Origin of the sequence: Trinickia sp., from assembly GCF_035492435.1 — a bacterium.
In the GTDB taxonomy this organism is placed as follows: domain Bacteria; phylum Pseudomonadota; class Gammaproteobacteria; order Burkholderiales; family Burkholderiaceae; genus Trinickia.
In genome coordinates this window covers 1-11512 of record NZ_DATJJF010000227.1, presented here as the reverse complement: position 1 = coordinate 11512, position 11512 = coordinate 1, and the positions used below count along the sequence as shown (strand labels likewise).

Genomic DNA, 11512 nt, shown 5'->3' with positions numbered 1-11512 from the left:
GCGAGTAGTCCCGCCATATCAGCTTTGTTGGCGGCGACCGCAGGCGTGATGCCTCGCGGGACCACCTGAACGCGCCCAATTGTGTTCGCGCCTGTCAACGCAAGCAGACCAAAATCGCTTACGTCGGCATGCGCGCCAAGGCGGCGAATCAGGACATTAAGTCGGAATGTCAATTTAACGTCTCGCTTGCGAGACATTAAGCGCGATAGCCGCTACCGGACCGCTTCGCCAAGAACGCGCCGCAATCAGCGCCAAGCACCCTGAAATAGCCCCGTCCTCGCAAACGTGAGCGAGCCGCACCGGGCCATTCTCTATACATTGAGCCGCTTGAGCACCCGTGGCCCAACCCCGGCGACGAGCGCGGCACACAGCGCGACAACCGAAAGCCCGATCGGCAGATCGAATGCCTGTGCGACGCCGCCGATCAGCACCGGACCGAGCAACAGCCCGACGTAGCCAACGCCCGCCACATGGGCGAGCCCTTCGGCCGCATGAATGCCCTTGACGCGCATGGCCGCCGCGAAGAACACCGGCATCATGTTGGCGAGCCCCAGCCCCATGAGCGCAAATCCCGCCAGTGCGGTGGCGGAAAACGGCAGGACGAGGGCACCGACCATCCCCGCGCAGGCCACCGATGCGCTGACGAGCACGAGAGGTGCTGCGCCGAAGCGGGCGCGTACGGCGTCTCCGGCGAAACGGCCGGCCGCCATGGCTGCGGAGAACGCGGCGTAGCCGCTGCTGGCGAACGCGGGCGTTGCATGGACGACATCGCGCATATAGACGGTTGCCCAGTCGTACATCGCGCCTTCTGCGACGAGTGCGATCAGGGCGACGGCGCCGAGCGCCCAGAGCACTGGCGAGCGCCATCGGCTCGCGCTGTGTTGGCCAGGCTCCGGGCGTGCCTCTTCCGGCACGTGCGGCAGCATCGACGGACAGGCCGCGAAGAGCGCCAACATCGAGACAAACGCTACGAGGGCGAGATGGACCGCAGGCGCCATGCCCCACGACAGCAGCAGCCCGCCTGCCGCCGCGCCCGCCATGCCGCCGATGCTGAACATGCCATGCAGCGACGACATGATCGGCCGCCCGAGCGCCGCCTCGACGGCGCTGGCTTCGGCATTCATCGCCACATCGATCGTTGCCATGCCCGCGCCGAATGCCGCGAGCACGGGTAGCAGCAGCCAATAAGACGGCGCGACGAGGATGAGGGCCGTGCAGGCCGTCATCAGCAGCCCGGCGGCCAGTGAGGCGCGGCGCGTGCCGACGCGCGCAATCCATTTGCCGTTGACCGTCATCATCGCGATCGAGCCGCCCGTGAGCGAGAAGAGGGCGATTGAAAGCCAGGCCGAATCGAGGTGAAACTTGTCGCGCACGGTCGGCACATGGACGCCCCAAGAGGCATAGAGCATGCCGGCGACAAAAAACAGCGCCATGGTGGCCCGATGGGCGCGGCGGCGGGCGGCTATCGGCAAATTGCCGTGGGCGACGGGCAAGACGGACGATTCGGAGGTGTGCGACACGGCGGCAGAGTGGAAAAAGTGTGCGGTTCGCGCCACGATTGCCGCCGTGCGGGCCGGCAATGCCCACATGAGAGCCCGGCTCGAGCGTGGAACGCTTGATGCGGCAAGCCACAGCGCGCGCCGCAAGAACCGCTTTAAAGGAGTTTAAAGGGGCAAACTGGCGATTTTAGCGGAGCGCTTTCGAGTCCGTCCGCTCGCACAATACCACTAGCCAGGACACAGTCAGCCAAGGACAGCCATGCACATTAGCGCTCAAGCCCCCCTTCATCTGCTGCATCGTAGCGCGATCGGAACATTGGCAACGCATCTGCGCGAGCCGCAGGGCTTTCCCTACCCGACCATGCTGCCGTTCGCGCTGGATGCTCGCCACCGCCCGGTGATTCTCGTGAGCCGGCTGGCGGAGCACACGCGCAATCTCGAAAGCGATGCGCGAGCGGGCTTTCTCGTTGCCGAGGCGGCCGGGCCGGACGTGCTCGCTGGGGAGCGTGTGACGCTGATCGGTCGCTTCCTCGTTGCGCCGACTACGCCCGAACTCGCCCGCCGCTATCTGCGCTATCGCCCTGAAGCCGAGCGCTACCTTGCCCTCGGGGACTTTTCATTTCGCGTTATGGAGGTCGACAAGCTGCGTTACATCGGCGGCTTTGGCTCAATGGGGTGGCTCGACGGAAGTGAACTCGATCCGCTCGATCCATTGAGCGATGAAAATGAGATTTTTCTCCTCGACTATTTCAATGAGCACGCCGGAAGACCGAGCGCCGTCGAGTTGCTGGGTATCGACTGCTATGGCGCAGATTTGAAAGCGGGCGACGTGCGCCGGAGGTTCGTGTTCGATGCGCCAAAACCGACCGTTCCGGATCTGCAACATGCGCTTGCGGATTGCATCGCTCGCCTAGCCGAATAGTCGAATGACGGCTCGATGCGAATCAGGTGACCAGCGGAGCCGAGAAAATGTGGGTCACCACAACGGCCGTATTGCGGTAGTTTGTCGCAGCCCCTCGGCAGCTGGCGTCCTGTCATCATCCTGTCATCCGATGAAAACTATTTTCGAGATTGGGTCGATACATTTCATCAATTGCGAGATGACAGCCCGCTGTGCCGATTTTTGAGATTGTCCGTATCAGCCAGATTGGGTAAATCCCGAATTCGTTAGCTGGCTGAACGGACAAGAAAACCGAAATCCTTTTTCCAACCCAGGTATTCGGGCTTCACTCCCGCTTTGATTCTGTGTTAATCTCGCTCCAATATCCGAGGCACAATGCATTCGAATGGCAAGTCGGCGCTCAGACCGTCTCCATTTACTGAAACCACAAGGGAACTCATGTCTTCTTATAAGGAACTTCTCGCTCAACGCGAAAAGCTGGAGAAGCAGATCGAAGAGGCGAAGGCGCGTGAATACGCTGAAGTGCTGAACGAGATCAAGCAGAAAATGGCTGACTACGGCATTACGCTCGCCGAACTCGGCGGTGGGCGCAAGGGCAAGGTTGGCCGTCCGCGCGCCAGTGTGGCGGCGAAATATCGCGATCCCGCGTCGGGCGCGACCTGGTCGGGCCGTGGCAAGGCTCCGCGCTGGATTGCCGGTCAAAATCGCGATCAGTTTCTGATTCAGAAATAACGCAGTTTGATCATTTCCGCCGCGCACCGGCACATGGTGTGCGACGAGCCAGCTGAACGGCCGTGTACTGACGAGTGCACGGCCTTTTTGTTTTTTGAATGCAATTTATGTTCCAGGAAGCGGGCGATAATCGAACGTGCTTGGGGCGATAATCGAACGGCGACGGCCCGTGGCAACCAGAACGAAAATTGTTCGTGTTCTCATAAACGGCTGATCTAAAAGGAAAAATGAGAACGCGCGCCGGGCGGGCACGTGCAGCGCTTGATACAATGTCGCTAATTCGCCAACGCCATTCGTATCCTTGCCATGCTGTCCGAACTCGACACCGAAACCGCCGAAAAGCAAGCCGTTGCACGCAAGAGCACTTTGGTGAGCGTGGCGCTAAACATTGCGCTGATGTCGCTGCAAATCGTTATCGGTTTCGTTGCGCATTCACAGGCACTGATTGCCGACGGTGTGCACTCGCTTGCCGATCTCGTTTCGGATTTCATCGTACTCATTGCTAATCGAGCGAGTGCGGAGAAACCCGATGCCGATCACAACTATGGTCACGCCCGGTACGAAACAGTCGCTTCGCTCTTTCTCGGCGGATTGCTGGTTGTGGTGGGGGTTGGCATGCTTTGGCGTGCGGGCGAGCGCTTGACCAATCTCGGTGATATTCCCGCAGTGCATGCGAGCGCATTGGTCGTTGCGTTGCTGGTGCTCGTTTCGAAAGAGGCGCTTTTTCGCTATTTGTTGCGTGAAGCGCAACGTGTGCGTTCCGCCATGCTGATTGGCAACGCCTGGCACGCCCGCTCGGACGCCGCGTCCTCGCTGGTTGTTGCGATGGGCATTATCGGCAGTCTTGCCGGCGTGCGGTTGCTCGATCCGATTGCGGCGGCCATCGTCGGCTTTCTGGTCGGGCGCATGGGTTGGACGTTTGCATGGAATGCGCTACAAGATCTGTCCGACCGCGCGCTCGACGAAGTCACCGCAGCCGAAATCGCCAAGCTGCTCGCCGAGACGCCGGGTGTCATCGAAGTGCATGAGTTGCGCACACGCAAGATGGGCGATTTCGCGCTCGTCGACGCGCACATCCTCGTCGATCCGCTGATCTCCGTGTCGGAGGGGCATTACATTGCCGAGTCGGCGCGCGCGCGCCTGCTGACGGACAAGCGCGTCATTGACGCACTGATTCACGTCGATCCGGAAAACGACGCGATCGCCCGGCCCCCGGTTCGGCTGCCAACACGCGCCACCGTCGCCGAGCTCGTGGAGGCGGAACTGGACAAGCAGGGGCTGCGGGCGGTGGACCTGAACTTCCATTACCTGAGCACTGGGCTCGATATCGACATCACCCTCGCGCCCGAGGCACTGGCCGGTTATGAGCACGATGCCGAACTCGCGAGGCGCATCGACCTCGCTCAATTGAAAGCCCGTCTGGGGGCAAGAAACGTCACGTTGCAACGGCGCGTCGAACCGCAGCGCGTAGCGCGTACAACTCACTCGATGTAACTCAACAACGTGAACGAGCGACGGCGCTAAAAGGAAAGGCTTGCGCCGAGCGGGTGTCCGGTTCGCTACCCTGGCCAATGTCGCTGACGCAAAAAAGGCGTGCTGCGGTTGCTGGCCTTCGTAACCCTCCGGCAGCGAGGGGCTCGCAATGCAATAGGCCGACGCCCGATAAACAAGTCTTCAGAGCGGCAGTTGCGTGTCGAACTTGATCTCTCGCAGCACGACGCTCGTACGCACTTGCGCGACCGCCGGGATTTTGAAGATGCGGTTATGCAGGAAGGAGTCGTAGGCTTTGATGTCTGGCGCGACGATCTTGAGGATGTAATCGGCTTCGCCCGTGGTGCTGTAGCACTCAGTCACTTCGGGACATGTGGCGATCTCGCGCTCGAACTGCTCGACCCCGCCCTCAGTGTGGCGAGTCAGATGGATGTGGGCGAGCGCGCAGACATGGAGCCCCAGCTTTTCGCGATCAAGCAGCGCGGTATAGCGCTGGATGATGCCTGACTGTTCCATGTCCTTGATGCGCCGCCAGCATGGCGTGCTCGAGAGACCAACTTGATCCGAAATTTCCTGCACCGATCGGCGAGCATCTAGCTGCAACAGGCGCAGAATCTTCTGAGAAAACGTATCGAGCAACATCCGCGCCTCCGTTTCGGCTGCAACCTTCTGAATATTAGTGGCAGAAGAAACGAAAGGCAATCGAAACTGCTTCGAATGAGGCAGATCCTCTAATTGGGTTAGCTCTCTGCGTTGTTTTGACCTGACTCGCCCGTTGCTGCCTCTTGTAATGTCGGCAACGCCGGTTCGCCCGCATCCGCCCCCGGCAGCGCCGTTTTCTGCCAGATGCGCAACTCGGCCAGCATGTTGCAGAAGAGGGCGCCTTGCTCCACCGCGTCATCCAGTGCCACGTGCGTGTGCGGGAGGTCGTCGAACCAGCGCTTTGGCATGCGAGGCTTGATGCACTTGCGGTAGGGCAGCCCCGTCATCGCGAATGCGAGCGTCTTGACGTCGAGCGCGGACCACGAGAAAGGGCAGCGCCCGGCGAAGCGCATCATGTACCAAAACATGTAAGTAAAGTCGAAGCCGGCCGGCATGCCGACGAAGACCGGTTTGCCGGGCAATTTCTCGACCCATTCGACGTAGGCCGGCAATGCTTCCTCGGGCTTGCGCAGATCCGTGCGACAGGCTTCCCACGCTTCGGGCTGGGTTTTCCACCAGGCGGCCTGCACCGGATGCGCCTGCGCACCCGGCAGCGTTTCCAGATTCGCCGAAAAAGTGGCGATGAGCTGCTTATCTTCCGTATAGGCAGCCGAGGCGAAGCTCAGCATCGAATGCGGGCCCGGGATGGGGCCATCGGCCTCGATATCGGTGCTGACATAGATCTCGGCCGTCACGCGCTGACTCCGTCTGCAACATAGGGGTTCGTGCGCCGCTCCTCACCGAACGTCGAGGTCGGTCCATGGCCTGGAATGAACGTGATGTCGTCGCCAAGCGGCCAAAGTTTGGTGCGGATCGAATTGATGAGATCCGCATGGTCACCGCGCGGAAAATCCGTGCGGCCGATCGAGCCCGCAAAGAGCACATCGCCGACGAACGCGATGCGATGGCGGCTGCTGACGAATACGACATGGCCCGGCGTATGACCGGGGCAGTGGTAGACGTCGAGCGTCTCCTCGCCGAATTGGACGGTGTCGCCCTCCACGAGCCAACGGTTCGGCTCGAAGGATTCGGCATAGGGGAGACCGAAACGACGGCTCTGCGCGGGTAGCTGATCTAGCCAGTACGCTTCGTCCTCATGCGGACCCTCGATCGGCACCCCATAGCGCTGGGCCAAGGCCTTCGCGGCGCCGCAGTGATCAAGGTGACCGTGCGTCAGCAGGACTTTTTCGACTGTAACGCCTTCCTTCGAGATGGCTTGCAGGATCACGTTGATATCGCCGCCCGGGTCGACGACGGCCGCACGGCGCGTCGCTTCGCAGACGATGAGTGAGCAATTCTGCTGAAACGCAGTGACAGGGATGATGGAGACCTTCATTTGGCGTGCGGCGCGCGGCGTAGGCGTAGGGCGAAAAAACCGATTGTACTTGCAGGGCGCGCGGCGAGCGCACCGCTATGTCGTTTGGCTAAAAGGATGGGCCAAGCCAAGGCCAAGCTCACCAACCCTCAGCGGAATGCGGGTCGGAGCGTGCATAGGGAAATACAATGGGGCAAGGTGTCCCACCGAACTGGACGTCAATGCGTTCTTGCTATACTAGAGGCTCAAGCGCGGTAGTGCCGCGCTGTCAGTGGGTGATCGGGCACAGAGGCATGAGTCTTCTTTCCCCGGTCGCCGTCAAGCGAAGCCGCAGCCTCGGCTTCGTTCCGTATCGATAAGTTCGATGCACACGTCTTACCTGGCCAGGCGCCACGCGCCTGTTGCGGCCTACGGTCGCGTTGCCGGGCAAGCCTATGCCGCCGTCCCTCGCGTCAGTTGTCAGTGACGCACTCCGAACACGACAAATTGTGTTCGACGGCGGCATCCGGGTCTGGAGTACTGCCGGGGACAGTTGCGCCAGACGTGAATACCAACCGGGCAAATTGCGGCCGAGTGTGGCCGTACCCGAGCTTTTTCAGGTGGCATGCGCTTTGCGCCCGTGCCGCGTGATGGCGCTCGGTTGCCCGAGCCGCTTGCGAGGGCAGGTTTTGTCCTTGCTGCGGCTCGACACTGTGGCATGCACGTCATATGAAAAGTCGATTAGATCGATTACGTCGGTTTACCGGGGCAGGGGCGCTTGTGGCTGTCGGCGCGCTAGCGGGTTGCGCAATGCAGTCGTCGTCGCAGACGAGTGCCGCGAGCATCCCAACGCGGACAACCAATGCGCACGTCGCGCCGCTTGCTTATGGCCAAGCCGCGCCGCCGGATGACGATACAAGCACGAAGCTTGGAGACGCCAAGCCGATCGACAGTAACGTTCCGGATGTTTCGGGATTCCGGCAGACAGGCCGCGCGTCGTGGTATGGCAAGCGCTTCAACGGTCGCCGCACGGCGAACGGTGAACGGTTCGACATGCACGCGTTGACGGCAGCGCACAAAACACTGCCGCTTGCGTCGTTCGTTCGTGTGACGAATGCGGAGAACAACAAGTCCGTGGTGGTGCGGATCAACGATCGTGGGCCTTACGTGCGAGGCCGGGTCATCGATCTCTCTTATGCCGCGGCGCGCGAGCTCGGACTCGAGCATGTTGGCACCGGGCGAGTGGAAATCGTCGGCCTGACGCAAGAGGAAGCAGCCGAAGCGCAACGCGAGGTCGACGTCGCTTCGAACGGTATGTTCAAGGAAGCGCGGCAGTAAGGGGGAGGGGCTTCGCCGACCTTTATTGGTTTTTGACCCGTGTGACGGCCACCAGATCGGCCGTCCCGAGCCCCGCCTTTCCTTTCAATCCTTCTTCAGTTCAAGCGCGCGGGCGTAAAGCACATTGCGCGCGGTGCCCGTGATGGATGCCGCGAGACGTGCCGCCGCACTCACCGACACTTCTTCCAACAGCAGGCCGAGCAGCGCGTCATGCGCGGTGGGGTCTTCCTGCGCCGATTGCACAGGTGCTCCCTCCACGACCAGCACAAACTCCCCGCGTTGACGATTCGCGTCTTCTTCCAGCCACGTTGGCCCTTCGGCCAGGGTGCAGCGATGCAGCGCCTCATGTAGTTTCGTCAACTCGCGCGCGATCAAGAGCCGCCTATTGGCGCCGAAGGCTTCCGCGAGTGCCCGTACCGAATCGACGATGCGGTGCGGCGCTTCGTAAAAGACCATCGCGTGCGAGTGGGTGGCGAGCGATTGAAGGTAGGCCGCGCGCTGTTTCGTCTTAGTGGGCAAAAAGCCGAGAAAGGTGAAGCTGGCAGTCCAATCACCGGCAACGGACAAAGCCGTCGTCACGGCGCTTGCGCCCGGCATCGGAATCACGGCAAACCCCGCGCTGCGCACCGCATCAACGAGCTTGGCTCCCGGATCTGAGATGCCGGGCGTGCCCGCGTCCGAGACATAGGCAACGCGCTCGCCTGCCTGCAGAAAGGCGACGATGCGCTCGGCGGCTGCCCGTTCGTTGTGCTCATGCACCGGCACGAGCGGCTTGTTGATGCCATAGCGGGCGAGCAACTGGCCCGTGTTGCGCGTGTCCTCGGCCGCGATGCGATCTGCAAGGCCGAGCAGGTGGAGTGCGCGCAGCGTGATGTCGGCGGCATTGCCGATCGGCGTCGCCACCACATAAAGGGCAGCGCTCGGGTAGTGCTGCTGTCGCGCGAGTTCGAGGAGATCTGACATGAAACGAAGGACGCGGCCATGCGAAGCGAGGCCGCCATTGTGCCACGCGAGCGAGCCAAGCCCTCACATCGACGAGCGGCCCGCTCGTGCCGACAACTTTTCTGGGGGCAGCCGGTCCAAGCGCCTCGGGACCGTCTTCGAGGCGCGTGCGCTCGAGTATTTGCGACGACAGCAATTGCGCCTCGTCGCGCGCAACGTGACCTGCCGCGGCGGCGAGATCGATCTGGTGATGCGTGCGCAAGACGGCGTGCTCGTATTCGTGGAAGTGCGTGCACGAGCGGGACGCAACTTCGGCGGAGCGATTGCGAGCGTGAGCCGTGAGAAGCGCAGGCGAATCGTGCATGCGGCGGAGTATTTTCTTGCGACGCGCGGCGAAGCGGACAGTGCGTGTCGATTCGACGTTGTCGCGTTTGACGGATACCGCGTTGAATGGCTGCGCGATGCATTTCGCGCCGATGGTGCGTAGGCATGCGGTTCAGCGCGCATCGAGTGCGGTACACTTGCGCGCGGACGTAGCAGGCGAAATAGGTGCGCGCTGACTCATTGAAGACAGCGCGCCGATGAACTCGAAGAGCAATGTCAGTCGAACGAATTCAACAGCATTTTCGCGATAGCGCAGCGCTTCAACTTGAAGCGTTGGATGCGCTTACGCTGCCGATTGCAGCGGCTGTCGACACGATGTTTGGTGCGCTTGCGAACGGCAACAAAATACTCGCGTGTGGCAATGGTGCATCAGCCGCGGACGCACAGCGTTTTGCTGCGCAATTGATGGCGCGCTTCGAGCGCGAGCGGCCGGGGTTGGCGGCGATCGCATTGACGGCCGATTCGGCGGTACTGACCGCGCTTGCGCAGGACGGCGCCTACAACGAAGTGTTTGCCCGACAGGTGCGCGCGTTGGGCCTGGCGGGTGACATATTGTTGGCCGTGACGGCGACAGGCAATTGCGCGAACTTACAGGCCGCGATTGACGAGGCGCATGAGCGCGAGATGATCGTGATTGTGCTGACGGGCGATGGCGGGAGCGGGTTGGCCGAATCGCTTTTCGATACTGACATTCCGATTTGCGTGCCTTCCGAGCGAGTGGCGCGCATACATGAGTTGCAACTGCTGACGATTCACTGCCTGTGTGACGGCATCGATGCGATGTTGCTCGGCGAGGACTGACCTCGCGTTTCATGGTTCCGAGAAAGGGGATATCGTTGATGAACGCAAATCGCGTTGCGAAGACGCTGGTGCGGGGGATGGCCGCCGCGGGATTGGTGGCGTCGCTAGCCGTCAGTTTGCAAGGGTGTGTGTTGCTGCTGGCCGGCGCAGCGGGTGGCGGTGCGATGATGGCAACCGATCGACGCACGCTGGGGGCGCAAACCGAGGATCGTGAGATACAGGTCAAGAGCTACACGCAGATTTCGCAGGAACTGCCCGGATCGCATATTGACGTCACCGTGTTCAACCGTCGAGTGCTGTTGACGGGCGAAGCGCTTGACGAGCGGGGAGTCCACCGAGCGGAAGAGATCGTGCGTGGACATCCGAATGTAGCTGGCGTGACCAATGAAGTGGCCGTGGTGCCGATGAGCACGTTGTCGACGCGGGCCAGTGATTCTTATTTGGTGACGCGGGTGAAGACCGCGCTGATTGCCGAGAAGGGGATTTCGGCGAACGACTTCAAGGTGGTGGGCGAGCGCGGCAATATTTATTTGATGGGGCTCGTGACGAACGACGAGGGCGAGCGCGGCGCTAATGTTGCGGCCAGCGTGCCTGGTGTGATGAGCGTTGTGAAGGTGTACCAGTACATCGAGGCGGGACAGGGGCAGGCTGTGGCGGCTGCGCCCGAGCCTGCGGCTAGCGCGCCGAGCTCGGCGCAACCGGAGGCTGAACCGACGGTTGGCTCGGTGCCGGTGTCGTCGATCAGTGCGCAGCCGTTGGATGTGCAGTCGCAGACGCAGACCCAAACGCCGGCTCCGGTGACGGATTCGGCGCAGGCACGCCCGGGTGGGGCAATGCAGGGGCAATGAGGATGCGGGGTTTTGTTGCTGCGCTCGTTGTGGGCGCGGGTTTGTGGTCTGGGGTTGCTGTCGCTGCGTCTGAGCCGGCTGGGTTGTTGGTGGCGCGGGGTAACGCTTGTATGGGGTGTCACGCCGTTGATCGCAAACTCGTTGGGCCGGGGTTTCAGCAGATTGCTGCAAGGTATAAAGGCGATCCGCTGGCGCAGAAGAAGCTCGAAGCGAAGGTGCGGGATGGTGGGGCTGGCGTTTGGGGTGTTATTCCGATGCCTGCCCATCCACGGATGAGTGACTCGGATGTTCGGACTGTGGTGCAGTGGGTGCTGATTGGGGCGCCTTCTGAGTAACCGCCCCCTCGGGAGCTTGTCAGGGGCGGCCCGGAATGTGCTAACATTTTGACGTCGTGGGGGCGGTAGCTCAGCTGGGAGAGCGTCGCGTTCGCAATGCGAAGGTCGTGAGTTCGATCCTCATCCGCTCCACCAACAGAATGTGAAAGGCCTCGCCGCTCTAGCGGCGAGGCCTTTTTGTTGTGCGACGACTGGTTGCCGTTGCGATATCGCAGGCGAAGCGTTCGTTGCCGTACGCACCTCGC

Annotated in this window: 13 protein-coding genes and 1 tRNA gene; 9 read left to right on the top strand and 5 right to left on the bottom strand. The window is 61.6% G+C overall.

All coding sequences use genetic code 11. The features are described from left to right. Positions 1-311: 311 nt before the first annotated feature. Positions 312-1433: an MFS transporter gene (locus VL598_RS16425; protein WP_325327786.1), complete on the bottom strand. Its 1122-nt coding sequence runs from the start codon at positions 1431-1433 to the stop codon at positions 312-314. A gap of 325 nt (positions 1434-1758) precedes the next feature. On the opposite strand from VL598_RS16425, the gene VL598_RS16420 reads away from it, so the two are divergent. From VL598_RS16420 to VL598_RS16410, 3 genes are all read left to right on the top strand, one after another. Then, complete coding sequence (locus VL598_RS16420; RefSeq protein ID WP_325327784.1) at positions 1759-2421, top strand: HugZ family protein; 663 nt, start codon at positions 1759-1761, stop codon at positions 2419-2421. Between the two features lie 417 nt (positions 2422-2838). After that, on the top strand, positions 2839-3132 hold the full coding sequence (locus tag VL598_RS16415; protein ID WP_325327785.1) for an H-NS histone family protein: 294 nt from the start codon (positions 2839-2841) through the stop codon (positions 3130-3132). A gap of 306 nt (positions 3133-3438) precedes the next feature. Next, a complete protein-coding gene (locus tag VL598_RS16410; protein ID WP_325327783.1) occupies positions 3439-4626 on the top strand; it encodes a cation diffusion facilitator family transporter in 1188 nt (395 codons plus the stop codon). Between the two features lie 180 nt (positions 4627-4806). On the opposite strand, the gene VL598_RS16405 is transcribed toward VL598_RS16410, so the two are convergent. The 3 genes from VL598_RS16405 to VL598_RS16395 form a co-directional block, all read right to left on the bottom strand. Beyond that, entirely contained in the window at positions 4807-5265 is a 459-nt protein-coding gene (locus tag VL598_RS16405) for an Lrp/AsnC family transcriptional regulator (RefSeq protein WP_325327782.1), read from the bottom strand. 98 nt (positions 5266-5363) lie between these two features. Next, a complete protein-coding gene (locus VL598_RS16400) occupies positions 5364-6020 on the bottom strand; it encodes an exonuclease (protein ID WP_325327781.1) in 657 nt (218 codons plus the stop codon). Continuing rightward, complete coding sequence (locus tag VL598_RS16395; protein ID WP_325327780.1) at positions 6017-6661, bottom strand: MBL fold metallo-hydrolase; 645 nt, start codon at positions 6659-6661, stop codon at positions 6017-6019. Before VL598_RS16395 ends, VL598_RS16400 begins: the two co-directional genes overlap by 4 nt. A gap of 687 nt (positions 6662-7348) precedes the next feature. On the opposite strand from VL598_RS16395, the gene VL598_RS16390 reads away from it, so the two are divergent. After that, positions 7349-7957, top strand: a complete 609-nt coding sequence (locus VL598_RS16390; protein WP_414718738.1) for a septal ring lytic transglycosylase RlpA family protein — start codon at positions 7349-7351, stop codon at positions 7955-7957. Between the two features lie 84 nt (positions 7958-8041). Here the strand turns inward: VL598_RS16390 and rsmI are convergent, their stop codons facing one another. Then, entirely contained in the window at positions 8042-8920 is an 879-nt protein-coding gene (rsmI, locus tag VL598_RS16385) for a 16S rRNA (cytidine(1402)-2'-O)-methyltransferase (protein WP_325327778.1), read from the bottom strand. Between rsmI and VL598_RS16380 the strand changes: the two genes are divergently transcribed. The 5 genes from VL598_RS16380 (at position 8919) to VL598_RS16360 (ending at position 11402) form a co-directional block, all read left to right on the top strand. Next, positions 8919-9386, top strand: a complete 468-nt coding sequence (locus VL598_RS16380) for a YraN family protein (protein WP_325327777.1) — start codon at positions 8919-8921, stop codon at positions 9384-9386. The genes rsmI and VL598_RS16380 overlap by 2 nt on opposite strands. A 110-nt stretch (positions 9387-9496) precedes the next feature. Next, positions 9497-10084, top strand: coding sequence for an SIS domain-containing protein (locus VL598_RS16375; RefSeq protein WP_325327776.1), 588 nt, complete (start codon positions 9497-9499; stop codon positions 10082-10084). A gap of 38 nt (positions 10085-10122) precedes the next feature. Then, complete coding sequence (locus VL598_RS16370; protein WP_325327775.1) at positions 10123-10932, top strand: BON domain-containing protein; 810 nt, start codon at positions 10123-10125, stop codon at positions 10930-10932. Then, on the top strand, positions 10929-11267 hold the full coding sequence (locus VL598_RS16365; RefSeq protein ID WP_325327774.1) for a c-type cytochrome: 339 nt from the start codon (positions 10929-10931) through the stop codon (positions 11265-11267). Before VL598_RS16370 ends, VL598_RS16365 begins: the two co-directional genes overlap by 4 nt. Before the next feature lie 59 nt (positions 11268-11326). After that, a tRNA-Ala gene (locus VL598_RS16360) sits at positions 11327-11402 on the top strand. The last annotated feature ends 110 nt before the right edge of the window (positions 11403-11512 follow it).

Bases quoted from the DNA above. Each gene is read 5' to 3' on its own strand.
- VL598_RS16425 (WP_325327786.1), bottom strand. From the start codon at position 1,433: ATGGCGCTGTTTTTTGTCGCCGGCATGCTCTATGCCTCTTGGGGCGTC.
- VL598_RS16420 (WP_325327784.1), top strand. From the start codon at position 1,759: ATGCACATTAGCGCTCAAGCCCCCCTTCATCTGCTGCATCGTAGCGCG.
- VL598_RS16415 (WP_325327785.1), top strand. From the start codon at position 2,839: ATGTCTTCTTATAAGGAACTTCTCGCTCAACGCGAAAAGCTGGAGAAG.
- VL598_RS16410 (WP_325327783.1), top strand. From the start codon at position 3,439: ATGCTGTCCGAACTCGACACCGAAACCGCCGAAAAGCAAGCCGTTGCA.
- VL598_RS16405 (WP_325327782.1), bottom strand. From the start codon at position 5,265: ATGTTGCTCGATACGTTTTCTCAGAAGATTCTGCGCCTGTTGCAGCTA.
- VL598_RS16395 (WP_325327780.1), bottom strand. From the start codon at position 6,661: ATGAAGGTCTCCATCATCCCTGTCACTGCGTTTCAGCAGAATTGCTCA.
- VL598_RS16390 (WP_414718738.1), top strand. From the start codon at position 7,349: ATGAAAAGTCGATTAGATCGATTACGTCGGTTTACCGGGGCAGGGGCG.
- VL598_RS16380 (WP_325327777.1), top strand. From the start codon at position 8,919: ATGAAACGAAGGACGCGGCCATGCGAAGCGAGGCCGCCATTGTGCCAC.
- rsmI (WP_325327778.1), bottom strand. From the start codon at position 8,920: ATGTCAGATCTCCTCGAACTCGCGCGACAGCAGCACTACCCGAGCGCT.
- VL598_RS16375 (WP_325327776.1), top strand. From the start codon at position 9,497: ATGTCAGTCGAACGAATTCAACAGCATTTTCGCGATAGCGCAGCGCTT.
- VL598_RS16370 (WP_325327775.1), top strand. From the start codon at position 10,123: ATGAACGCAAATCGCGTTGCGAAGACGCTGGTGCGGGGGATGGCCGCC.
- VL598_RS16365 (WP_325327774.1), top strand. From the start codon at position 10,929: ATGAGGATGCGGGGTTTTGTTGCTGCGCTCGTTGTGGGCGCGGGTTTG.